Here is a 23,707-nt window from a genome sequence, read left to right as displayed (position 1 = left end):
GAGCGCTACACGCGCCGGAGCGCCTCGTGCGGACCGTCCGGGAGGGTCACGCTCACCTCGTCGCCCGGAGTGACCGGGCCGCCGCGGCGCACCACGCCCATCACACCTGCCCGGAACACCGGTTGTCCCGCATCGTCCGTTCCGATCAGGCGCCGCATCAGGCCCGGTTGAAACGCGTCAATCTGGGCGCAGGGATTGCGCAGTCCGGTGAGTTCCACGACCGCCCCGGACGGGAAGGTCAGGTGGGTGCCGCGCGGCAGGGTCAGGAGGGCCACGCCCCGCGTCGTGATGTTCTCGCCCAGGTCCGCGGGGCGCAGGTGGTAGCCGTCACGGGCCACCTCGCCGAACAGTTCCGCGTGAATGAGATGCACCTGCCTCAGGTTCGGCTGTGACGGGTCCTGCCTCACCCGCGAGCGGTGCTGCACCGTCACGCCGGCGTGGGCGTCGCCCTGCACGCCCAGACCTTCAAGCAGCGTGATGGCGCTCGTGGGGACCTTGCTGAAGCGGTGCGTGCCGTCACGCGCGACTGCCAGGACCGCCGGAGTGGTTGGGAAAGCCATACGCTCAGCGTCCACCTCTGCGTCCTGAAAGGAAAGGCAGTTGTCCAGTGTGCCCGCAGGGTTCCGTGGGGGAGCCCGGCCCGTCAGAGCAGCCGTTCCGGAACGCTCAGCAGGGCGCGGATGGGCGCAAAGGTCCGGCGGTGCACGGAACTCACCCCGAGCTCCTGCAGGGCGGCGCGGTGCGCGGGCGCCCCGTACCCCTTATGCGCCGCGAAGCCGTACCCGGGGTGCTGGGTGTCCAGGTCAGTCATGAGCCGGTCGCGTTCTGTCTTGGCGAGCAGACTCGCGGCCGCCACCGAGTAGCTCAGCGCGTCGGCGCGCGGCGGCGCGGTCAGCGGCAGGTCCACGCGAAGCCTGAGGTAATCGGTGACCAGCGCCTGCGGGGCGGGGTTCAGGCGGGCCAGGGCGCGCAGGGCGGCGGCGTGGGTGGAGCCCAGAATGTTCAGCCGGTCGATCTCGTCGGGCCAGGCGTGCTCGACCGCCCACGCGACCGCCACCTCCCGCACCTGCGCGGCGTACGTCTCGCGCTGCGCGGCCGGGAGCTGCTTGCTGTCCCGGAACGGGTAGTCCGCTGCGGCGCCGGGCAGGATCACGGCGGCCACAGTGACCGGCCCGGCCCACGCCCCGCGACCCGCCTCATCCACCCCTGCCACGCGGAACAAGCCGCGCCGCCAGTGTTCACGTTCAAAGGCCCAGTCGGGCGTCACGGAAGGCCGGGTCATGCTGCTCCGTACCCTAGCAGAGCCCTGAGCGCCGCACCGGGCCGTCACGGTGTGCCACTCTGTGGGCGTGACGCGCAGGCCCAAGCAGAAAATCCGTTTCAAGACGGACCGCCCCTCCCCCCGCCCCGCCGGGCGCGAGGACGCGGCGTCCCCTCCCGAAAACTACTTCGAGGTGCGGCCTGCGGGCCTCCCGCCGCGCCTGGAGGGCCTGCACGCCCTCACGAAAAGTGGCGTGCGGGGCTTCCCGGACGTGGACGCCGCCCAGGCCCTGCTGGCCCAGACCATACGCAGGGACCGCGTGCGCGGTGACGTGCTGGACCTCAGTGCCATGGGTGGCCTGCTGGGCAGCCTGAGCGGCGTGACCCTGCGCGCCGTGGAAGGAAGCGCCGCCGCCCTGAGCGTTCTGCGGGCCGGCGGTCTGGACGCCCACGCGGCGATTCCCGGTGAGGCCCTGCTGGACCGCTGGCCGGACCGCGCGCGCACCGTGGCGCTCGTTCTGGCCGGCGACCGCGGGAACGCCTACGCCGCGGCGCAGGTGGCGTGGGCGCACGCCTGCACGCCCCCCGGCGGGATCCTGTACATCGCCGGGGACCGTGACAAGGGCTTCGACCGCTACGTCCGGCTCGCCGGGAATGCCTTCGGGGCGGGCGAGGTCGTGGCGCGTGACGGCGGGATGCGCGTGGCGAAACTCATCCGGCGTCCCGGCCCCACGCCGGCCCTGCCGGACCCGGAGCACTTCGAGGCGTACGGCGTGAATGTCGTGGGTCTGCCCGGCGTTTTCAGCGCCGCGAAACCAGACAAAGCCACCGCCCTGATGCTGGGCGCCCTGGAGCGCCTGGAGCCCGGCAGTGACAGCCTGGCAGGGAAGACCGTGCTGGACCTGGGCTGCGGCACCGGCCTGATCGGCGCGTGGGCGGCGCGGCGCGGCGCGCAGGTGACCCTGGTGGACGGCGACCTGTCCAGTGTCCGCAGCGCCCAGGCTACCCTCGGTGCGAGCGGCCTGAACGGCGAGGCCGTCCATTCTGACGTGGACGCTGCGCTGGGCGACGCGACCTTCGACGTGATCCTGACCAACCCCCCCTTCCACGTGGGGCGCGGCGTGGTGCTGGACGTCGCGCGGGAGTTCATCGCGGCGGCCGGGCGGCGCCTGCGGCCGGGCGGGACCGTGCACCTCGTTGCCAACGACTTCCTGCCGTACGAACCTGACCTGCGCGCGCTGGGTGAGGTCCGGGAGACGCTCCGTGAGGCGGGGTTCAAGGTCCTGTCCGTCACGCGGGCCGGACCGCCCCTTTGAACCCTGGCGGGAACCTTTCCGGGAAGCTCCTCGTACCCTGTCTGTTGGCCCCCCATTCATCCGCGTTGCGTACCCTGTCCAGCGTCACGCCGTGTGCCCGGGCACGTTTGCTAGACTGACGCGTTCAGGTTTCCGGCCCTGACCGACCCGCGCCGGAACCCCCAGGCAAGACCCCACCCCGCCCCGACCCCAGTGTCCGCAGGAGGCCGCATGGCAGATTCCCCGACCGTCCGCACCCGCAAGAAAGTCGACGCGACCACCGACGCCGCCGGCGAAGCCTCGAAACCCGTCCGCGCGCGCGCCCGCGTGACCCCCGGCGCGGCGCCCAAGCCGGCCGCAGCCACCGCCGCGCCCCGCAAGACCACCCCCAAACCCACCGCGCCGCCTGCCGGAGACGCACCCGAAACGGCGCCCGCCGCTCAGGCTGCCCCGGCGGCTCCCGCGAAACCCAAAGCCGCACCGAAAGCCAAGAAGACCGAAGCGAAAACTGCGGCCAGTGAAGAACCGGCCGCCGCGCCCAAAAAGAAGGCCGCGCCGCGCAAGGCCGCCGAACCGAAAGCTGAGGCGACTGCCGGCGCGCCCGCCAAACCCACGGCGCGTGCCGGCGCCCGGCCGGCCGCCAAAGCCACGCCCGCCGCGAAAGGCGGCCCGGCCGAGAAACCGTACTACGCGCACGCCAGCATCCAGGAACTCCTGAAAGCGGGCCGCGCAGCCGGGGTGCTCTCCAGCGAGGAGATCGCCACGGCCCTCGCCACCGCCCTGGAAGCCGGCGGCCTGGACCCCGAGAGCCCCGACGCGTTCGAGGACATGCAGCTGTACCTCGCGGCGCAGAGCATCGAGGTGCAGGACCTCGATGAGGACGAAGAAACGGAGGAAGACGCCGAGGCCGAAGAAGGCCCCAGCGCCGCCGCGCAGGACGACGACGAGGAGAAGTACTTCGACGACATGCCGCGCGCCGTGTCCAACGACCCGGTGCGGCAGTACCTGCACGAGATCGGCCGCGTGCCCCTGCTGACTCTGGAAGAGGAAATCGCGCTGGCCCGCCGCATCGAGGAGGGCGAGGAAGCCCGCAAGGTGCTTGACGAGGACCTTGACCTCGACGACCGCGGGCGCCGCCGCCTGATGCGCCAGATGGAAGACGGCGCCGCTGCCCGCCAGGGCCTGATCGAGGCGAACCTCCGTCTCGTCGTGTCGATCGCCAAGAAGTACACGGGCCGTGGCCTGGGCTTCCTGGACCTGATTCAGGAAGGCAACCAGGGCCTGATCCGCGCGGTGGAGAAATTCGAGTACCGCCGCCGCTACAAGTTCAGCACGTACGCCACGTGGTGGATCCGTCAGGCCATCAACCGCGCCATTGCCGACCAGGCCCGCACCATCCGTATTCCGGTGCACATGGTCGAGACCATCAACAAACTCACCCGCACGGCCCGGCAGCTTCAGCAGGAACTGTCGCGTGAAGCCACCTACGAGGAGATCGCCGAAGCCATGGGGCCCGGCTGGGACGCCGCGAAGGTGGAGGAAGTGCAGAAGGTCAGCCAGGAGCCCGTGTCCCTGGAAACCCCGATCGGGGACGAAAAGGACTCCTTCTACGGCGACTTCATCCCGGACGAGAACCTGGACAGCCCTGTGGAGAACGCCGCCAAGACCCTGCTGTCCGAGGAACTGGAAAAGGCGCTGTCGAAACTGACCGAGCGCGAGGCGATGGTCCTGAAGTTCCGCAAGGGCCTCGTGGACGGCCGCGAGCACACTCTGGAGGAGGTCGGGCAGCGCTTCAGTGTCACCCGTGAACGCATCCGGCAGATTGAGAACAAGGCGCTGCGGAAACTCAAGTACCACGAGAGCCGCACGCGGAAACTTCGCGACTTCCTCGACTGAGTCTCACGTCCCGCCGCCCCACGTCCCGACCGGACCGGGGCGGCGTCGGTGTTGAACTGCCTGAACAGAGCCCTGGACCGCCGCGTATTCTCGGTCAGTCATGACTGAACCCCCTTCCGCACTGCCGGACGCCCTCGCGCCGCCCCGCAGTGCGCCGCAGCAGGGCGCAGACGGGCTGGCCCTGCTGCCCCTGAGCCTCGCTGGACTGCTGCCCGCGTGGGCGGTGGGACTGCTGTGCCTGCTGTTCGCCCTCAGCGTCCGGTCGACCGCCTGGGCGCAGGGCCGGCTCCTGATCACCCAGCTTCTCGTGGGAGGAGCGGTGATAGCCCAGGCAGTTGCCACGGACGGCGATCTGCCCGCGCTGTTGACCCTCGCCGCGCAGTACCTGCTGCTGAGCGTGGCGGCGCTGACGGTGTGCTGGAGTGCGCAACTGCTGGAAGATGGCCGGCGGCGCGGCCTGCTCCTCACGCTGGCCCTCGGCCTGCTGGCCCCGCAGCCGGGCCTGCTGCTCGCCCTGGCTGGCGGCGCCCTGGGCCGGCGGCAGCCAGGCCTGACGGGCCGCGCCCCGATCACCAGCCGGCGCTGGTGGCCCCTGCTGGGCGGCGCGCTCGTCATCCTGACCCTTTCTGCGGCCCTGCTCCCCGCCGCCGGACCCCTGCCCCGTTCCCCCCGCGCAGTCTCCCCGGCGGCGCAGGCCCCTGCCCCACCAGCCGCCAACCTCCCGCAGGAACAGCCCAGCGCGGGCGGCCCAGGAACGGCAGGGCAGGTCAACACGCAGATTGACCTGGGTTCGCCACCGCCCGCGCTGCTGAACCTGGCGTTCCTGCTGGGCGTCGCGTGCCTGGGGTGCGGCGCGGCCCTGCTGCTGCCCCTGCGCGGGCGGAGTGCCGCAGGGCGGGTCCGTCCCCGCCTGCCGGAGGTGCTCATGATCGGCGGGCTGCTGCTGACCGGCCTGCTGTGGCTGGCCGCCGGCCTGTTGCTGAGCCTGGACGGCCAGCCCGGCGCGGGTCCCCACGCCGAGGCCGGACCTGCTGGCCCGGCCTCGCAGCTGGGCCAGGGGAACGTGGTGGCCGAACGCGTGCTGAACGCCAGTGCGCTGGGACCGCTTTTCGTGGCGCTGGGGGTGCTGACCCTGATCCTGCTGCTGGCAGCCCTGCTGTGGGTGCTGAATCGCCGGGCAGCTGGCGAGTCACACGCCAGTGTGCCTGCGCCCGTGGAGCCGCTGGCCGGGCCAGCCGCCGCCCCGCCGCCCCTGCACCGCGTCCGCGCCGCGTACCGCGAGGCGCTGAGCAGCCTGACGGCCGCCGGACTGGGCCGCGCGGCCCACGAGACCCCCACCGGGTTCGCGGCGCGGCTGGGCGCGGCCCACCCCGAACTGGCCGGCGCCCTTCTGATCCTGACGCAGTCGTATGAGCCGGTCCGGTACGGTGGCCGCGTGACGGACGAGGACGCCGGCCGGGCCGAGACTGCCGCCCGGTCCATTCAGGCGGCGCTTGCCCCCCTGACCCCGCATTCCACCCCCCCGCCCGTAAAGGACCCGCCATGACCCACGTTGCACCCGCCACCCCTGTCCACACCCCCGAATTCGCCCAGCGGGTCCTTGAGAATGTTGCCCGTGTCCTCGTCGGCAAGGACGCCGTCACGCGCCTCGCGCTGGCCGGCATTCTGGCGGGCGGGCACGTGCTGCTGGAAGACGCGCCCGGCACCGGGAAGACCATGCTCGCGCGCGCCCTGGCCCGCAGCCTGGGCCTGCCGTTTCAGCGGGTGCAGTTCACGCCGGACCTGCTGCCCAGCGACGTGACGGGCGTCAGCGTGTACCGTCCAGGCAGCGGGCAGTTCGAGTTCGTGCCCGGCCCGATCTTCACCGGGGTGCTGCTCGCCGACGAGATCAACCGCGCCACGCCCAAGACGCAGTCGGCCCTGCTTGAAGCGATGGGGGAGGGGCAGGTCACGGAAGCAGGCGTGACGCGCCGCCTGCCCGCGCCGTTCGTGGTGATCGCCACGCAGAATCCCGTGGAGCACGAGGGCACCTACCGCCTGCCTGAAGCGCAGCTGGACCGCTTCCTCCTGAAACTTTCCGTGGGGTATCCCACCCTGCAGGAGGAGATCCGGATGCTGGCACGCCTGAAAGACCACCATCCCATTGACGCGCTGGGTGCCGTGGCCCGCCCGGAGGACCTGCTGGCCGCGCAGCGCGCCGCGCGCGCCGTCTTCGTGTCGGCGCCGGTGCAGAACTACGTGGCCCGGATGACCGCCGCCACGCGCGCGCACCCCAGCGTGGCGCTCGGCGCAGGTCCGCGCGCGAGCCTGGCCCTCCAGGGGACCGCTCAGGCACTGGCGTGGCTCGCGGGACGCCCGTTCGTCACGCCGGACGACGTGCAGCAGGCCGCGCCGGCCGTGCTCGCGCACCGTCTGAGCCTCAAGATCGAAGCGAGACTGCAGGGCCAGCCGGCCGAGGCGGTCGTGGCGGCGCTCCTGGCGGCCGAGGCGGTCCCTGTGGAAGACGCCAGCGCATGACGCCGCTGCTGGCGTCCCTGCTGTGGCTGGCCCTGACGGCACTCGTCACAGCGGGCCTGTGGTGGCTGGGCCGCCGCACGCCGCAGGTGAGCGTCACGCGGACCCTGCCGCCCACCGCCTTCGAGGGCACGCGGGGCACCCTGACCGTGCAGGTGACGGTGCGTTCACGCCGCCCTCTGCGCCTGCTGATAGAGGACCCGGCGCCCCGCGGCGTGGTGCCCGACCGGCTCGTCAGCGTGTCGGCCCTGCATGTGGGCATCACGGAACGGACCGAGACGCTCAGCGTCACCTTCAACCGCCGCGGTCAGTTCGACTGGCCCGGCGTGGAACTCGCCTGGGCGGACCCCCTGGGACTTTTCTGGCGTCGCGTGACCCTTCCCGGCCCCGGCACGACCGTCGCCGTGTACCCCGGCACGCACGGCCTGCTGCTCCCGGACCTGCTGCGTCCCCTCCTGTCTGAAGGCACCCTGACCCGGCAGCTGGGCCTGGACGACCCCATCAGCCTCCGCAGCGTGCGCCCCTACGTGCCCGGCGACCCGCCCGGCCGGGTGCACTGGCGCCTGTCCGCCCGCACCGGAACGCTGACGGTCCGCGACCCGGAACGCACGGCGGCCAGCAGCCTCACCGTGTTCGTGGATACGAGTGCCGGCGGTGACGCGTTCATGGACAGCGCCGCGCGGCTCGCTGCCAGCCTGATCCGGGAGGCTCAGGCGTTGACCCTCCCCGTGGCGGTGGCCACGAATGGCAGGGTCACACCGGCCGGCCGGGAGGCCGCCGCCCTGCATGAGGCGCTCCTGACGCTGGCGCGCCTGACCCCCAGCCTGGACCCGCCGCAGCTGCCGCCCACCCGCGCAGGCGGCAACCTGATTCTTCTGAGTGCCCGTCCATCTCCAGCGCTGGTGCAGCAGGCGCTGCGGGCGCGGGCCACCGCCAGTCGCGTGAGCATCGTGGCGCTTCCCGAGGGGTACTACCTGGAGCCGGGCGAGCAGCCCCGCCGGCAGTGGGCGGGTGTGCCCGACAGCGTGCGCGACCTGGAGCGGCGCGCGGCTGTCCTGGCCGGTGCAGGCATTCTGGTGTTTGTGCTGCGGGGCAACCAGAGCGTTCTTACCCTGGCCCGTTAGCAGGAAACGCGGGACGGAACAGCGCCCCCAGCCGGACCCGCCGGGGGCGCTGTTCCGGGCGGTCTACTGACGGCCGGGCTTCACGGTCAGGCTGGTGCTGAGCGTCGTCCGGCCTTTCATCACCTTCATCACGTACAGCCGGGCACTCTGACGGTCACCGGCGGCGTTGAATTTCACCGTGCCGGACAGCAGGCCGGTGTACGTACCGGCGCGCACGGCCTTCTCCACCTGTTCGCGGCTGGGAACCCGGCCGCCGTTGGCTTTGGCGGCGCTCAGCACGCCCTGCAACGCCACGCGCGCTGCGTCGTAGGCGAACACGGCGAATCCCTGCGGCGCGGTCTTGAAGGCCTTCTGGTACCGGGCGGCGAAGGCCTTCGCGGCCGGCAGGGCCTCGACCGGCGCCGAAACGGTCGTGAAGTACACGTTGTTGGCACCTGCCCCGGCGATCGTGCTCAGTTCGCTGCTGTCCAGGCCGTCCCCGCCCACCACCGGTGTGGCGAGGCCCGCGCCCCGCAGCTGCCGCAGGAACACGCCCACCTGGTTGTACACGCCCCCGAAGTAGATCGCGTCGGGCTTCTGCAGCTTGATCTTCGCGATCACGCTGGAGAAATCGCTTTTTTCCTCCGTGCCCTCGTTCACGATGACCTTCACGCCCCGGGTTTTCAGGGTCTTCCCGACCTCGTTCGCCAGGCCCTCGCCGTACGCGGTCTTGTCGTTCAGGATGTACACCTTCCTGGCCTTCAGGGTGCCGGCGATGAAACTTGCGCCGGCCGGGCCCTGCGCGTCGTCGCGCGGCACGATGCGGCTGACGTTACGCAGGCCCCGGTCCGTGACCTGATTGGCGGTGCTGGCGGAGTTCACCACCGCCACGTGACTGGCCTGCAGCGCGGCGCTGGCGGGAATGGTCACGCCACTGTTCAGGGCGCCCACCACAGCCAGAATCTGGCGGTCTGCGGCGATCTTGCGGGCCGCGGCGGTACCGGTGGCCGGGTCCGCCTGATCATCAAAGGCCACAAGCTGCACCTTCAGGCCCAGTTTCGAGAAGGCCGGCGCGAACTCGGTCACGGCCAGCTGCGTGCCGTTCCGCACCTGAATCCCCAGGTTGCTGATCGAACCGGACAGGGGGCTGAGCGTGGCGATCTTCACGGTCGCCTGCGCCTGGGCACTCACACTCAGGGAACCCAGCAGCAGTGCGGCCAGGAGGGAAATGCGGGGGGGAACAGTCATCAGGGAACTCCTTGGTCAGAGGGCGGGGGCCGGAAATGCGGGTCCCGTTGCGGTCAGTGGAGGAGGGTCGGGGGCGGCAGCGCTGGCGTCTGGCCGGGGCGCCCCAGGCGGCTCTGGGCGTCACCGCCTGCGGGGCGCCGGCTTTCAAAGATAGGAGCCTGCCGTCCGGCGGCGCGCGGATGTCCGAACAATTGCGGGGCCGCGAAGGCCATGTGTCTACACAGCGGCCGCGGCGCCCACCTGCCGGGGAAAGAAAAAACCCCACCCGCAGGGGGTGGGGCTAAAGGCGCAGGAGGCCGCTCAGTCGCGTTCGACATTCCGCAGGAACGCGGGAATATCGTAGTCTTTCGGGTCGTACGCGGCGCCGCCGCGCACAGGTTTCACGATCGTGTCGATGACGCTGGAGCGCAGGCCGCCCGCCACCGTGACAGGCATGTCGTTGAAGCCGGTGGCGATGACGGTCACGCGCACCTCGTCTCCGGCGGCCTCGTCGGGCGTGATGCCGAACAGGATGTCGGGCTCGTCGAAGCCGGTCGCCTCGCGGATCTTCTCCACGATCTCGTTCGCGTCGGTCATGCTCAGGTCGTAGCTGCCGGTGACGTTCACCAGAATCCGGCGCGCACCCTCAATGCCGCGTTCCAGCAGCGGCGAGTGAATGGCGCTCATGGCGGCTTCCTCTGCCACCTTCTCGCCACGTCCCGCGCCGATCCCCATCAGGACCGTTCCGCTGTTGGCGAGCAGATTGCGCACGTCCGCGAAGTCCAGGTTGATCATGCCCTCAACGTTGATGACGTCACTGATGCCCTTCACGCCGTAATATAGGACCCGGTCGGCAATCAGGAACGCCTCACGGAACGAGACTTTCTTGTCCACGGCCGTGAGCAGCTTCTCGTTGTTCACGACAATCATGCCGTCAACCCGGTCGGCCAGCTTGCTGATGCCTTCCTCGGCCACGCGCAGACGCTTGGGGCCCTCGAACTTGAAGGGCCGCGTGACAATCGCCACGGTCAGGATGCCCATCTCGCGCGCAATTTCGGCAACGACCGGCGCGCTGCCCGTGCCGGTCCCGCCGCCCATGCCGGCCGTGATGAACAGCATGTCGGTGCCTTCAAGGTATTCCTTGATGCGCTCGCGGTCCTCCAGCGCGGCCTTCTCCCCGACCTCAGGGTCCGCGCCGGCGCCCAGGCCGCGCGTCAGGCGGTCCCCGAGCTGAATGCGAATTTCGGCGTGACTCTTGGCGAGCACCTGCGCGTCTGTGTTGCCGGCGATGAACTCCACGCCCTCAAGTCCCGATTCAATCATGCGGTTCACGGCGTTGTTGCCCGCCCCGCCCAAGCCAATCACGCGAATTCTGGCCGCTTGCATCATCTCTCCTTACCGCAGACCGGTCCGTCCGGACCCGTCTGGTTTCGTGCGGTGTAGTTTAGCGCACGATAGCAGGGGAACAGGCCCGCGCGTTGATGCGCGGACCTGTTCCCCCGGCCGTGGTGGGGAGGCCAGGGAAGGCGCGCGGACGCGCGCATCTGCCCGGCCCCCCGCCTGGTCACATCCAGTCCTTGAACCAGGTTTTCATGCGGTCCACGAGACTCGGACCGCTCTTGTCCTTTTCCTTTGCGGGCGGGCGGACCTCCACGGGCGGTGCGGCCGGCTCCGGCGTGACCGTGGGAGCAGGGGGCAGCGGAGTGGCCGGGCCGGCCACCGTGGCCGGCGCCATGTCCCCGTACACCAGGTGCGGCATCTTGCCGTCCTCGCCAATCCCGTATAGGACCAGACCCACGCTGCCCGCGTGCCCGGGGCCGCTCACGATATCGGTCAGGCCGCCGATGCCGCGGGGACGGCCCACCCGGACCGGCAGGCGGAAACGGTCGCGGGCGAGTTCCGGCGTGCCGCGCAGAAGCGCTGCGCCGCCGGTCAGCACCACGCCCTGCGCCACGAGTTCCACCGGGCCGAGGGTCTGGTCGATCTCGTCGCGGATCATGCCGAAAATTTCAGCGAGTCGGGGCTTGATGATCCGGGACAGTTCAAAGGCAGTGATGGCGTGCGTGCTGCCCGACGAGGTCGTGATTTCCAGCGTGAGGTCCTGATCCGCCAGTTCCGGCAGAGCCGCGCCGTAGCGCCGCTTGACGTTCTCGGCCTCCTCGACAGGAATCTTCAGAATCTGGGCAAGGTCCGCCGTGACATGCTCGCCGCCCAGCGGAATGCATGCGGAGTGGGTGAGGTTCCCGCGTTTGAACACGGCGACGTCGGTGGTGCCGCCGCCCATGTCCACCACGATGATCGTCTGGGCCTGCTCGGCGGCTTCCAGGGTCGCCAGGCCGCTCGCCAGGGCGTGCAGCACGAAGCCCTCCACGCGCAGACCGGCTTCCTGAACGCAGCGGCGCAGGTTCAGCAGCGGCCCGGCGGTGCCGGCCACAATGTGCACGTCCACTTCCAGGCGCACGCCGTGCATGCCGACCGGATTCTTGATGCCTTCCTGGCCGTCCACGACGTATTCCTGCGGGAGGGTGTGAATGATTTCCAGGTTGGGGTCGAGCGGCACGGCCCGCGCGTTCTCAATGGCGCGGTCCACGTCGGTCTGGCCGATCTCCTGGTTGCGGCGGATGGCCGCCAGACCGTGACTGGTGATGGCCTTGGCGTGATTGCCCGCAACGGACACGTACACGCTCTCGACTTTCACGCCACTGACGCGCTCGGCCGTCTGCACCGACTGTTTGATGGCGTGTGTGGCCCGTTCCAGGTTCACGACGGACCCGCGTTTCATGCCCTCGCTGGGCACTGTTCCTTCACCGATGATGTCGACGGTGCCGTTCGGGCCGACCTCGCCGATCACGGTGGTGATTTTCGTGGTCCCGATGTCCAGGCCCACGATGATCGTGTTTTCTTTCATTCCTGGACGCTCACCCCCCAGGGGTAGATGAAAATGTCGCTGTCTGGATACATGCTGATGCTTCCAGCATACTTCACGAGAGCCTGAAGGTCGCCACTCCATACCGAGCCCGAAGGCAGTTTCACCGTCACGCCCGTTGGGCTGTAGGCGACCGACTGCACATTGTAACGGTCCAGACTCTGTAACAGGCCCAGCATGTCCGGCGTGCGGTCCGGGCCCCACCCACTGATCAGCGGCAAAGACTCCGTGGCGGTGGCTCCCGGCAGCACCGTACCGTCGGCGGCCACCGCCACGACCTGCCCATCCGGGCGTTTCAGGCGCGCGCGCGGCACGCGTTCGGTCAGGGTGATGCTGACGCGGTCCGGGAAGGTGCGCGTTACAACGGCGGACGCCACCCACGGACTGCTCAGCAGCCCCCGGGCGCGCCACGCCCCGTAGTACAACCACCCGAAGTCCGGACTGAGGCCGGCGAGGGCCTGTACGCGCTGCGCGCTCAGACGTTCATTCCCGCTGACTGTCACGGTCCGGACGGGCAGGCCATACCAGGCGCCCACTCCGGCGCTCAGCAGCAGGGTCGCTGCGGCCAGCGCCCACCAGGGGCGGCGGCGGGACGCCTGAGAGCGACGGGCATCCGGGCGCGACCCGTCAGGCTCTACCGGTGGCCCGTCGCCGGGCTCAGCGGCTGGCAGCGGCGTGACCCGGCGGTTGCCCGCGTCTTCGCTCACAGGCGCTCCGGCCACAGCTCGTATTCGAGTTCCAGCGGCACCGGAACGCGTTCGCGAATGATGCCCAGCAGGGCGTGCACGTCCGCCGCAGTGGCACCCCCCAGGTTCACGATGAAGTTCGCGTGCTCCGGGGCAATCAGGGCGTTCCCCACGCGGGTGCCTTTCAGGCCCGCCTCGTCAATCAGTTTTCCGGCGCTCACGCCGCCCGGGTTCTTGAACGCGCAGCCCGGCGTCTTCATCTTCGGCTGTCCCCGGCGCGCCTGGTCTGCGAAGTCCATCTTCGCCAGCACGTCCTGTGGCGCGGCGCGGCTCAGTTTCAGGCGCACGCGCGAAACCACGTGGCCCCGCGGGATGCCGCTGTTGCGGTACCCCCAGTTCAGGTCATCGGGTGTGACCTGCCGCACGCCCTGCGGGGTTGCGATCTCCAGCGTGTGCAGGCCGTCGAACATTTCGCCGTAGCGGGTGCCGGCGTTCATCCACACGGCGCCTCCAACCTGCGCGGGGATGCCGACAGTGCCCTCCAGGCCGCTCAGGCCCAGTTTCTGCAACTGCCGGATCAGTCCCGGCAGAGGCACGCCGCCCCCCACCCAGCCGGTCACGACGGTCTGGCCGTCACTGAGCTGTGGGTCCGGGTTCAGGTCCCGCCCGGCCAGCGGGCCACTCAGGCGGATGACGCGCTCCGGCACGCCCTCGTCGGCCACCACGAGGTTGCTGCCGCCTCCCAGCACCCGGTAGGGCCGCTGCATCGCCTCGGTGAGCTGCTCGTGCGATTCCACGAACCAGACCTCCGATTCACCGCCCACCCCCAGCGTCGTGAAGCGCGCAAGGGGCAGGCGCTCCACACGGGCGCCCGTGCCGCTCAGCACGGCCGTCACAGGGCCGCTCCCACCAGTTCACGCGACAGTTTCCAGACGTCGCCTGCTCCCATGGTCACGATGATGTCCCCGGGTCCTGCCGACTCCCGCAGGACCCGGAGCACCTCCAGCCGGTCTGGCAGGTAGCGCACGCCGCCATGCCCGTTGCCGGTCATGCGTTCGGAGATCAGGGTGGCGTGAATGCCTTCAATGGGCGGCTCACTGGCCGCGGCGATATCCAGCAGCAGGACCTCATCGGCGTCCATCAGGGCGTCCGCAAGGCGCGGCCAGGACTGCTGGGTCCGCAGGTAGCGGTGCGGCTGGAACACCACGCGCACGCGCCGCCCGGTCTGCCGGGCAGCCTGCACGGCCGCCTGGACCTTCGTGGCGTTATGGGCGTAATCGTCGACGATCAGCGCGCCGTTCAGCTCCCCGATGCGCTGCCAGCGCCGCCCAGGGCCCTGAAAGTCTGCCAGCGCCGCCGAGGCACGCGTCAGGTCGCCGCCGTGCAGGTCCACGGCGGCGAGGGCCGCCAGGGCGTTGAGAACGTTGTGAATGCCGGGCAGCGCCACGCGCGCTTCCGTCAGTGTCTCGCCGCGGCGCACCACGGTGAAACTGGTGCCGTCAGCGTCAGGCCGCAGGTTCACGGCGCGGTAATCCGCGTTCCCGGCCTGACCGTAGGTGAGGAGCTCGCGCGCCCCGGTGCACAGGGCGTCCAGGCCGGGCCAGTCCGCGCAGGCCAGCACCCGGCCCGACTGGGCGACGAACTGCGCGAACGCCGCGTGCTGTTCCTCCACAGTCTCCCAGTAGGTGGCCTGGTTGCCGCCCACATGGTCGTCCTCGGCGTTCGTGAAGACGGCGGTGCCCGCGCCGAGCGCCGCAAATCCCCGGTCAGATTCGTCCACTTCGGCCACGAAAGGCCCGTGGCCCAGCCGGGCGTTGCTGCCGAATTCCGGCACGATGCCGCCCACGAAGGCCGAAGGGTCGAGGCCTGCGCCGGTGAGGGCCACGGCGATCATGCTGGTGGTGGTGGTCTTTCCATGCGTGCCGATGACGCCCACGCTGGGGCCAGCGCGGAGCAGGGCGTCGAGCAGGGCCATGCGTGGGCGGATCTCGACGCCCGCGGCGCGCGCGGCTTCCAGCTCGGGGTGCGACTTTGGAACCGCTTCCGAGGCCACAAGCACATCGATCGGCCCGAACGGCGCCTGGGTCACGTGCGTGGCCGCATGACCCACCGCCACGGCCACGCCCTCCTGGGCGAGACGGGCCGTCAGTTCAGTGGCACTCTCGTCACAGCCACTCACGTGGTGCCCCTGCGCCGACAGCAGGCGCGCAAAGGCACTCATGCCGATGCCACCCACACCCATCAGGTGGTAATGCAGACGCCGCGAGGAAGAATCGGATTGGGACGCCGCAGCCGTGCCGGGCGAGGAGACAGCAGAGGAAAGGTCAGTCATGAGCAGGGGAGGCCCACTAACGCAGGTGCCGTTCGATCAGGTCCGCGAAACGCCCCGCCGCACCCGACTGGGCCCGCCCGAGCGCCGCCTCACGCATCGAGGCCCGCGTTCCCGCTGAGGCACACTCTAACACCGCCTGCCCCAGCAGTCCTGACGCGTCCTTCTGCGCCACCACACGCCCCGCCCCCGCCGCCTGCACGCTCAGGGCGTTATGGAACTGATGGTTCTCCGCCGACTCAGGCAGCGGCACCATGATCAGCGGCACCCCATGAAACGCGGCCTCCGCCAGGGTGCTCGTCCCCGCCCGGGTGATCGCGACGTCCGCCACCGACCACGCCGCAACGGCGTCCACGTACCCCACCGCCTTGTACCACTCCAGGTCCTTCACGCGCGGCGCGACGTCCGGCAGCCAGCGCGGCCCGGTCGAGTGCAGCACCTGCACGCCCCCCCCCGCCCGCGCCGTGAAATCCAGGTCCACCAGCCCGCCCCCCTCCGCCGGTGGCAGCAGTCCCTCTCGCCCGAACAGGTTGCGCAGCGTGTCCGGCACCGCGTTGTTCAGGAACAGTGACCCCTGCGAGCCGCCCATGACAAACACCGTCAGCGGCCCGTCCTGCAGGCCCAGCCTGGACAGCGCCTCCGGGCGCGTCAGGCGCTCCTCACGCACCGGCATGCCCACCATCGTGGCGCGCGCCGGGTCCAGCCCGATCACCCGCTCGTACGCCGTCCCCACCGCCGCCGCCCGGCGCACCGCCAGGCGCTGCGTGAGCCCCAGCCGGGCATTCTGCTCGTGCAGCACCGTCGGGACGCCGAGGCTCTGCGCGGCCAGCACACCCGGCAGGCTCGCAAACCCCCCGTAGCCCACCACCGCCCCCGGCTTCAGCCGCGCCAGCAGGGAGCGCGCTTGAAGCACCCCCTGACCGGCCCGCAGCAGCTCCCGGGGGTCCGGCCGGCCCTGACCGCTGCGCGCCAGCTTCCCGGCCTCCACGCCCTGAAATGGCAGACCCTGCTCGCGCGCCACGCGTTCCTCCATACCGCCGCGCTGCCCCAGCAGCAGCACTTCATGACCGCGCCCTGCCAGCTCGCGCGCCGTTGCCACCGCCGGGTAGATGTGCCCGCCCGTTCCCCCCGTCGCCATCACAACCAGACTCATTGCGGGCGAGTGTAGCCCAACTCCGCCGGACAGACAGACCCGACACCTCAACCGGGCAGACACGCGCGTGTCTGCCCGGCCTGGAAGTGAGCCAGGATCAGTCGAACAGGTCCCCCAGGCTGCGGCCCACGCTGTGCCCGCCGTGACTGTCGCCGCCCACCATGCCCGCCTCGAACTCCTCGTACGGCTGCACGACCACGAAGCCGTCTCCCTGGAACACCATCTGGTAGGTCTCCCCGCCGCCCCGCCCGAAGATGCTGCGCATGCTGGAATCCATTCTCAGCTGCGGCTGCAGGTTCCCGCTCCACGCGATGGTCGCATTCGGGTCCGTGAAGATCGGCTCGTGCGGCGTGACGCGCAGCGTGAGCGGCTTGCCGTGACTCAGGATTGCCACCATGCCGTGCCCCTGGACCCGCACGCTGAACAGTCCACCCGCCGCCATGCCCGCAATGCGGCGCTGCATGGTGATGTCGTACTGCACGGTGTCCTCAAAGGCCAGCAGGTCGTTGCCGTTCACGTTCAGCGCGTCGCCCTGCAGGCGCAGAATCTGCACTTCCTTCCCCTGGTCCGCCAGGTACGCCACGCCGCGCCCCTCGATCTTCGCCAGCGGACTCATCTCCTGCGACACGGCGCGTTTCAGGGCCTTCATCAGGCCGCCCTCCAGCATGCCTTCACGCGTGAACGACAGGTTGCCCTTGTACGCCACCATCGCCCCCAGCTTGCTCCAGATGCGGCCGTTGACCTTCACCTCCAGCATCTTGCTGCTCTCCAGCTCGAACACCTCGCCGGGATTGTCCCGCTCGGCGGTCTGCGCAATGAAATCGCGCAGGCTGTAGGTCCCGTCACTGCCCGGCTGCATGTTCGTCATACAAAGTCACAGTACGACGCCACCCGAATGAAAGTTGCGCCGCGCGACAAAGCGTCCCCGCAAGCGCCCTGCGCCGCCCCCCGCCTCAAGCGCCCGACAGCGGGGCGAGGCGGCGCAGCACCTCGTTGATGTTGTCCATGCTGGTCGCGTAGCTCAGGCGCACCTGTCCAGGTGCGGCAAAATCAGTCCCTGGAACGACCGCCACGCGCGCCTCATCCAGAATGCGCCGCGTGGCCTCCAGCTCATCGGCGTGAATGGGCGTCGTGTCCGCCATCACGTAGAACGCCCCCTGAGGCGTCGGCGTGCGCAGCCCCAGAGCGTTCAGTCCCGAAACAATCCGGTCGCGCCGGGCGCGGTACGCCGCGCGGGCCAGCGTGACGAACTGCGCGGTGGCCTCGTGATCGCCCAGCGCCGCGAGCGCCGCGTACTGCGACACGCTGCTGGCATTGCTCGTGCTCTGCGACTGCAGGGCATTCATGGCCGCAATCACGCCCTTCGGGCCGCCCGCGTACCCGATCCGCCAGCCGGTCATGGCATACGCTTTGCTCGCCCCGTTGACCGTCAGGGTGTGCTCGGGCGCCAGCGTGCCGATGCTGAGCTGCTCGGCGTCATACACAAGGTGTTCGTACATCTCGTCGGTCACGATCATCAGCCCGTGCCGCTGCGCCACCGCCGCCACGCCGCGTAGCACCTCCGGGGAGAACACCGCGCCGGTCGGGTTGCCCGGACTGTTCAGCACGATCATGCGGGTCCGTGCGGTGACCCGCGCCTCCAGCTCGCCGGGGTCCAGCATGAACCCGGACTCCGGCGTGGTCGGCACCGCCACCGGCACGGCGCCCGTCAGCGCCACCATCTCCGGGTAGCTCACCCAGTAGGGCGCGGGGATCAGCACCTCGTCACCCGGGTTGAGCAGCGCGAAGAACGCGTTGAACAGCGCCTGCTTCCCGCCGCTGGTGACGGTCACGCACTCCGGCGCGTACGTCAGGCCGTTCTCCCGCGCGAACTTCGCGCTGATGGCCTCACGCAACTCCGCAATGCCGCTGACGGCGGTGTATTTCGTCTTGCCTGACTCGATTGCGCGAATGGCGGCGGCCTTCACGTGATCGGGCGTGTCGAAGTCCGGCTCGCCCACACTCATGCTGATCACGTCCACGCCCTGCCGCTGCAACTCCAGCGCTCGGCTGGTGACCGCCACTGTCGAGGACGGCTTGAGGCTCAGGGCTCGGTCGGACAGCGAGAAAGGGCCGCTCATGCCCCGCAGCGTACAGGCCGCCCGGCCAGCACAGGCGCAGAGGTTTAGAAGCGGAGGGTGACCTGCCCCTGCGTCCGTCACGGATGAGCGGGAGAGGCAGAGGAGCCTGGTGGCCTCCGCCCCGCCGCTCAGCCAGCCAGAGCGACACGCGGGGCTGTTCCGCTGGGGAGGAACACAAAGCGCGGGGGCCACTGCTGGCCCCCGCGCGCATTGCCGTCCGGTTCAGTGCAGCAGACCGATGGACCGGGCGCGGCTGACCGCCTCGGTGCGGTCCCCGGCGTCCAGTTTCGCGTACAGGCGCGCGAGGTGATCCTTCACCGTGTCCGGACTCACGCCGAGGTTCTTCGCAATTTCCTTGTTGCTGTACCCCTGGGCAAGCAGGGGCAGCACCTCGGACTCGCGGGGCGTCAGGCGCGGCACATCCACGTGCGGCAGGCGGTCCACGTCAGGATTCGCCACGATGTCCCGAAGCTGCCGCGCGAGGCTCTCCGGGTCGGTTTCCTTGCTCACGTACCCGCGCGCGCCGGCCGCGCGGGCCGCCTGCACGATGGCGGGCTCCGCGAAGGTGGTGATCAGGACGCTCACGAGACGTGGATTGCTCTGGCGCAGGCGTTCACACACCTCAATGCCGGTCATGCCGGGCATCTTCACGTCCAGCAGCACCGCGTCGGGCTGCAGGGCCCGGCAGGCCTCCAGGGCGGCCAGGCCGTCACTGGCCTCCGCGACCACGTCGAAACCCTGGTGAATCAGGGCGTACTTCAGGCCCATGCGGAAGAGGGGGTGATCGTCGGCAATGACTAGTCTCATGGGTGAACCTCCGGGAGGAACAGGGTGAAGCGGGTCTGGGTGGGCGGGAGTGCGGACGTGGGGAGGCCCGGTGGGGCTTCGGTGGGAGAATGACTTTCGCGGGCGTACGACAGGCGCCCGCCGTGGGCTTCCGCGATGCGCCGCACGATGAACAGGCCCAGCCCGGCGGTGCCGGACGTGTACTGCCGACCGGCGATCATGGTGGGCTGAGCGTTGAAGGGTTGCGCCAGTTCATTCAGTGGAGCGGGAAGACCGGGGCCGTCGTCGGTGACGTGCAGGCCGAGGCGGTCCACGCTGAGCTTCACCTGCGTGCGGGCGTAACGCAGGGCGTTGACGGTCAGGTTGGTGACGGCGCGTTCCAGGACGCCCGCGTCGGCCGGAGCGACGCCGGCCCCGGTCACGGTGATGCTCAGGCCACGCTCCTCGGCCTGCACGGCCAGACGCTGCGCCACCGTGTCAAGCACCCCGCGCAGGTCAGTGGGCGCGCACTGCACCTGCACGTCCTCCTGCTCGAAACGGTGCGCGTCGGCCATCTGCTGCACGAGGTCCAGCAGCCGCTGCGTTTCTGCCTGGATCTGCCGGCCCACCTCGCGCCGTTCGGCGTCCGGGAGGGGCAGGGTGGTCAGGGCCCGCGTGAGGTGACCGGTGGCGATCAGAGGGGTCTTCAGGTCGTGCACCAGCGTGGCAATGAACGCATTGCGGCGGCCCTGCTCGGTGCTGAGGCGGTCCAGCAGCCCGGTGAACGCGGCGCGCAGCGTGAGGATTTCCCGCGGGTCGTCCGGATGGCGGTCCCGGAACCGCCCGGCTTCCACCTCGTCCTGAAGGCGGCTCACGGCGCGCAGCAGGGAGCCGCTCAGCACGTAGCCCACCACGCCGCACAGCATGCCCACGACCAGCATCCACGCCAGCACGGTCATGAGGGGCACGGTGGGCTGGGCCATCAGGGTCAGGACGATGTTCGGCAGGAACGCCAGCAGGAAGATCACGCCAGTGAACTGCGCGCGCAGCGTGCTGCCCCCCAGCGTCCGGCGGACGGTCTGCGGGGGTCGCTGCGCGCTCACCGGATTCCTCATGATGCTCAGGGTAGGGGAGAGGGTCTGACAGAACCCTCACGCTCCTGTCAAGCCCCACCCCCGCTGATTCCCCCTCACATGAAGAAACGGCCCAGACCAATGCAGGCGCCCCCTCCGTTCTTGAGGGGGCGCCTGCAGGAAAAACCCCGGCCTTACTCCTCGGTGCTCAGCACCGCCAGGAACGCCTCCTGCGGCACCTCCACCGTCCCGAACTGCTTCATGCGGGCGCGGCCCTTCTTCTGCTTGTCAAGCAGCTTCTTCTTCCGGCTGATATCGCCGCCGTAACACTTGGCAAGCACGTCCTTACGGAACGCCTTCACGGTGGCGCGCGCAATGATCTTCCCGCCGATCACCGCCTGCACCGGCACCGGGAACATCTGCCGGGGAATCACGTCCGCCATCTTGTCCACAATCTTGCGGCCCAGGTTGTACGTTTTGGTTTCGTGCACAATCACGGCCAGCGCGTCAATGACCTCGTTGTTCACCATGATGTCAACCTTGCGCAGGTCACCCTCGCGGTAGCCCAGCTGCTCGTAATCCATGCTGGCGTACCCCCGCGAGATGCTCTTAAGGCGGTCATGGAAGTCATACAGAATCTCCGCGAACGGCACCTCGTACAGCAGCTCCACGCGTTTGCCCACGTAGTTCATGGTGATCATCGAACCGCGCCGGTCCTGCAGCAGCTGCATCACCGTCCCGACATAGTCCTCGGGCAGCATGATCGACAGCTTGATGTACGGCTCCTCCACCATGCTGATCCGGTCGCGCGTAGGGAACTCCGCCGGGTTCTGCGTTTCGAAGATGTCCCCGTTCGTGAGCGTCACGCGGTACACCACGGCGGGCGCCGTGGCAATCAGGTCCAGGTCGTACTCGCGCTCCAGGCGCTCCTGAATGATCTCCGCGTGCAGCAGCCCCAGGAACCCGCAGCGGAAACCGAACCCCAGAGCCTCAGACGTTTCCGGCTCGAAGGAGAACGCCGCGTCGTTCAGTTTCAGTTTCTCCAGCGCGTCACGCAGCTTGCGGTAGTCCTCGGTGTCGGTCGGGTACAGGCCCGAGAACACCACCGGTTGCGCCGGTTTGAAGCCCGGGAACGGCTCGGTCGTCTGCCGGTCGCGGCCCGTCAGGGTGTCACCCACCTGCGCGTCCTGAATGTCCTTGATGCCGGCCGCCACCCATCCCACCGCGCCCGCCCCGAGCTCCTGACCCACGACCAGTCTCGGACTGAACGTCCCGACCTTATCGACCTCGAAGTTCTTCCCGGCGTTCATCAGGCGGATCTGATCCTTGGGCTGCAGCGTGCCTTCCAGCACCCGCACAAACAGAATCACCCCCTGGTACGCGTCGAAGAACGAGTCGAAAATCAGCGCTTTCAGCGGCGCGGCCGGATCACCGGTCGGCGCGGGAATCCGCTCCACCACTGCCTCCAGAATCTCCGAAATGCCGATCCCGGCCTTCCCGGACGCGAACACGGCGTCCGACGCGGGAATGCCGATCACGTCCTCCAGTTCCTGCGCCGCCCCTTCCGGATCGGCGGCCGGCAGGTCGATCTTGTTCACGACCGGCACGATCTCCAGGTTGTTGTCGATCGCCAGGTAGGCGTTCACGATCGTCTGCGCCTCCACACCTTGCGAGGCGTCGACAAGCAGCAGCACGCCCTCGCACGCCGCCAGGGACCGCGAGACCTCGTAGTTGAAATCCACATGCCCGGGCGTGTCGATCAGGTTGAGGGTGTACTCCTCCCCGTTCTCACGCCTGTATGTCAGGCGCACCGGAGTGGACTTGATGGTGATGCCACGCTCACGTTCCAGTTCCAGCGTGTCGAGCGTCTGGTCGCGCTTGTCCCGCTCGGACATGGCGCCCAGCCGCTCCAGAATGCGGTCCGCGAGGGTGGATTTCCCGTGGTCCACATGGGCGATAATCGAAAAGTTCCTGACGTTCACAAACCGCAGTCTATCCCGCCCGGCCCTGACGATGCAGTGATCCTTCATCCCGGCTGGGCAGGTGCCGCCGCGCTCACCCCGCACCACACTGGGGTGACACGCCCACCTTCGCCCACCCGTCTGCCCACTGCGCCCTGGAAGATTCTGCTCATGGCTCTGGCCACCGTGCTGCTCCGCTGGACTGGGTACCGGCTGGCTGACCCGGGCCGTGACCCTCCCTGCGGGCCTTCAACCTGGTGCCTGGGGCGGGGGGCGCGCCCTGACGTCCGGGCGCAGCGCGCGTAGACGCGAGAAGCAGGTGCCCGCCGGGTGTCGTCTCGCTGCGGCCTACTCGACCGGTTCGCCCCGCTGAAGTTTTACGGCCCGCACGAGATTCTGGTACATCAGGGCGCTGGTCAGCGGCCCCACACCGCCCGGGACTGGCGTCTGCACCTGCACCGGCAGGCCCGGCGCGGCGTCGCCGACCACGCCGCCCGGCTGCACGTTGATGCCCGCGTCGATCACGACCAGCTTCGGCTGAACGTGGTCCGGCCCCAGCAGGCCGGCGCGGCCCACGGCGGTCACCACGGCGTCCTGCGCGGCCAGCACTCCGCGCAGGTCCCGGGTGTGCTCGTTGCACAGGGTGACCGTGACGCCGCGGTTGTTCAGCATGAACGTCAGGGGCCGGCCGACGGTGCGGCCCGGTCCGATCACCGCCACCCGCAGCCCCCGCAGGTCGTCGCCCAGCGCTTCGCGCAGCAGGAAGCGCACCGAGCGCGGCGTGGGGGGCAGCAGCGCCTCGCTTTCGCGACCTGCGGCGATCAGCGCGAGGTTGGCAGGACTCAGGCCCTCGATGTCCTTGCGGGCGGTGACGTGCAGCAGCGCCGCGTCGGCGTCCAGGCCGGCCGCGAGCGGCAGTTCCAGCATGATGCCGTGAACCTCGGGGTCGCTGGACAGGGCGTCAAGGGTTTCGTGCAGCTGGGCCTGCGTGGCGTCCGCACCCAGGTCCTGCACGCTGAAGCGCACGCCCAGCCGCTGGGCCCGCCGGGCCTTGCTGTCCACGTACACGCGGCTGGCAGGGTCACCGGATGCCAGGACGCTCACCAGGTGAGGTTCGAAGGCCCAGGCGGCCAGGTCTGTGCGGACCTGCCGGGTCACGCGGTCCGCCAGGGGTTTACCGGGCAGCTCCCGGCCCGGGGTGGGGGAAACAGAGTCAGTCATGCGTTGTCCAGAGGGAAATCAGAGTCAGGGCCAGGGCAGGGCAGCCGGAATGGCCGCGCGGTCAGGGCATAGCATAACGGCACCCTGTGTCCCGCCGGGACACACTGCCGCCGTTCACCCCCCTGGGGAGGATACCGTGAAGAGCTTCACAGCGGCCTGCAGGACACGCCGCTATGGT

The 23,707-nt window shown here is 69.7% G+C and carries 20 protein-coding genes; 5 read left to right on the top strand and 15 right to left on the bottom strand.

Annotation, left to right across the window (positions count from 1 at the left end; all coding sequences use genetic code 11):
- Window positions 1–5: 5 nt before the first annotated feature.
- On the bottom strand, window positions 6–560 hold the full coding sequence (locus LAJ19_RS07975) for an MOSC domain-containing protein (protein WP_225475247.1): 555 nt from the start codon (window positions 558–560) through the stop codon (window positions 6–8).
- Between the two features lie 83 nt (window positions 561–643).
- Window positions 644–1,282, bottom strand: coding sequence for a ribonuclease HII (rnhB, locus tag LAJ19_RS07970; RefSeq protein WP_225475246.1), 639 nt, complete (start codon window positions 1,280–1,282; stop codon window positions 644–646).
- A gap of 67 nt (window positions 1,283–1,349) precedes the next feature.
- On the opposite strand from rnhB, the gene LAJ19_RS07965 reads away from it, so the two are divergent.
- The 5 genes from LAJ19_RS07965 to LAJ19_RS07945 all read left to right on the top strand — a co-directional run bounded on the left by LAJ19_RS07965 (window position 1,350) and on the right by LAJ19_RS07945 (window position 8,089).
- Window positions 1,350–2,576: a class I SAM-dependent methyltransferase gene (locus LAJ19_RS07965; protein WP_225475245.1), complete on the top strand. Its 1,227-nt coding sequence runs from the start codon at window positions 1,350–1,352 to the stop codon at window positions 2,574–2,576.
- A gap of 210 nt (window positions 2,577–2,786) precedes the next feature.
- On the top strand, window positions 2,787–4,451 hold the full coding sequence (rpoD, locus tag LAJ19_RS07960; protein WP_225475244.1) for an RNA polymerase sigma factor RpoD: 1,665 nt from the start codon (window positions 2,787–2,789) through the stop codon (window positions 4,449–4,451).
- 100 nt (window positions 4,452–4,551) lie between these two features.
- Complete coding sequence (locus tag LAJ19_RS07955) at window positions 4,552–5,997, top strand: DUF4129 domain-containing protein (RefSeq protein WP_225475243.1); 1,446 nt, start codon at window positions 4,552–4,554, stop codon at window positions 5,995–5,997.
- Window positions 5,994–6,968 (top strand): AAA family ATPase, encoded by a 975-nt coding sequence (locus LAJ19_RS07950; RefSeq protein WP_225475242.1) that lies wholly within the window; start codon window positions 5,994–5,996, stop codon window positions 6,966–6,968. The genes LAJ19_RS07955 and LAJ19_RS07950 overlap by 4 nt, the downstream gene beginning before the upstream one ends.
- Window positions 6,965–8,089 (top strand): DUF58 domain-containing protein, encoded by a 1,125-nt coding sequence (locus tag LAJ19_RS07945; protein ID WP_225475241.1) that lies wholly within the window; start codon window positions 6,965–6,967, stop codon window positions 8,087–8,089. The genes LAJ19_RS07950 and LAJ19_RS07945 overlap by 4 nt, the downstream gene beginning before the upstream one ends.
- 63 nt (window positions 8,090–8,152) lie before the next feature.
- Here the strand turns inward: LAJ19_RS07945 and LAJ19_RS07940 are convergent, their stop codons facing one another.
- The 13 genes from LAJ19_RS07940 to LAJ19_RS07880 all read right to left on the bottom strand — a co-directional run bounded on the left by LAJ19_RS07940 (window position 8,153) and on the right by LAJ19_RS07880 (window position 23,529).
- Complete coding sequence (locus LAJ19_RS07940; protein ID WP_225475240.1) at window positions 8,153–9,316, bottom strand: branched-chain amino acid ABC transporter substrate-binding protein; 1,164 nt, start codon at window positions 9,314–9,316, stop codon at window positions 8,153–8,155.
- Between the two features lie 300 nt (window positions 9,317–9,616).
- Entirely contained in the window at window positions 9,617–10,681 is a 1,065-nt protein-coding gene (gene ftsZ, locus LAJ19_RS07935; RefSeq protein WP_225523227.1) for a cell division protein FtsZ, read from the bottom strand.
- Between the two features lie 178 nt (window positions 10,682–10,859).
- A complete protein-coding gene (ftsA, locus tag LAJ19_RS07930; RefSeq protein WP_225475239.1) occupies window positions 10,860–12,203 on the bottom strand; it encodes a cell division protein FtsA in 1,344 nt (447 codons plus the stop codon).
- Window positions 12,200–12,928 (bottom strand): cell division protein FtsQ/DivIB, encoded by a 729-nt coding sequence (locus LAJ19_RS07925; protein ID WP_225475238.1) that lies wholly within the window; start codon window positions 12,926–12,928, stop codon window positions 12,200–12,202. Before LAJ19_RS07925 ends, ftsA begins: the two co-directional genes overlap by 4 nt.
- Window positions 12,925–13,803 (bottom strand): UDP-N-acetylmuramate dehydrogenase, encoded by an 879-nt coding sequence (locus tag LAJ19_RS07920; protein ID WP_225475237.1) that lies wholly within the window; start codon window positions 13,801–13,803, stop codon window positions 12,925–12,927. The genes LAJ19_RS07925 and LAJ19_RS07920 overlap by 4 nt, the downstream gene beginning before the upstream one ends.
- Window positions 13,800–15,149: a UDP-N-acetylmuramate--L-alanine ligase gene (gene murC, locus LAJ19_RS07915; RefSeq protein ID WP_225523226.1), complete on the bottom strand. Its 1,350-nt coding sequence runs from the start codon at window positions 15,147–15,149 to the stop codon at window positions 13,800–13,802. Before murC ends, LAJ19_RS07920 begins: the two co-directional genes overlap by 4 nt.
- A gap of 106 nt (window positions 15,150–15,255) precedes the next feature.
- Window positions 15,256–16,389, bottom strand: a complete 1,134-nt coding sequence (gene murG / locus LAJ19_RS07910; RefSeq protein ID WP_225475236.1) for an undecaprenyldiphospho-muramoylpentapeptide beta-N-acetylglucosaminyltransferase — start codon at window positions 16,387–16,389, stop codon at window positions 15,256–15,258.
- Window positions 16,390–16,486: 97 nt separating this feature from the next.
- Window positions 16,487–17,257 (bottom strand): AIM24 family protein, encoded by a 771-nt coding sequence (locus LAJ19_RS07905; protein ID WP_225475235.1) that lies wholly within the window; start codon window positions 17,255–17,257, stop codon window positions 16,487–16,489.
- An 85-nt stretch (window positions 17,258–17,342) separates the two neighbouring features.
- On the bottom strand, window positions 17,343–18,509 hold the full coding sequence (locus LAJ19_RS07900) for a pyridoxal phosphate-dependent aminotransferase (protein WP_225475234.1): 1,167 nt from the start codon (window positions 18,507–18,509) through the stop codon (window positions 17,343–17,345).
- Between the two features lie 222 nt (window positions 18,510–18,731).
- The gene (locus LAJ19_RS07895; RefSeq protein ID WP_225475233.1) at window positions 18,732–19,316 is read right to left on the bottom strand and encodes a response regulator transcription factor; all 585 of its coding nucleotides are present in this window, start codon (window positions 19,314–19,316) and stop codon (window positions 18,732–18,734) included.
- The gene (locus LAJ19_RS07890) at window positions 19,313–20,389 is read right to left on the bottom strand and encodes a sensor histidine kinase (RefSeq protein WP_225475232.1); all 1,077 of its coding nucleotides are present in this window, start codon (window positions 20,387–20,389) and stop codon (window positions 19,313–19,315) included. Before LAJ19_RS07890 ends, LAJ19_RS07895 begins: the two co-directional genes overlap by 4 nt.
- 152 nt (window positions 20,390–20,541) lie before the next feature.
- Window positions 20,542–22,377 carry a translation elongation factor 4 gene (gene lepA, locus LAJ19_RS07885; RefSeq protein ID WP_225475231.1) on the bottom strand — a complete coding sequence of 612 codons (1,836 nt, stop codon included), beginning with the start codon at window positions 22,375–22,377 and terminating at the stop codon, window positions 20,542–20,544.
- 279 nt (window positions 22,378–22,656) lie between these two features.
- Window positions 22,657–23,529 carry a bifunctional 5,10-methylenetetrahydrofolate dehydrogenase/5,10-methenyltetrahydrofolate cyclohydrolase gene (locus tag LAJ19_RS07880; RefSeq protein ID WP_225475230.1) on the bottom strand — a complete coding sequence of 291 codons (873 nt, stop codon included), beginning with the start codon at window positions 23,527–23,529 and terminating at the stop codon, window positions 22,657–22,659.
- Window positions 23,530–23,707 lie beyond the last annotated feature (178 nt).

The organism is Deinococcus taeanensis, assembly GCF_020229735.1.
GTDB lineage: Bacteria > Deinococcota > Deinococci > Deinococcales > Deinococcaceae > Deinococcus > Deinococcus taeanensis.
This window is presented reverse-complemented; position numbering and strand designations above follow the sequence as displayed.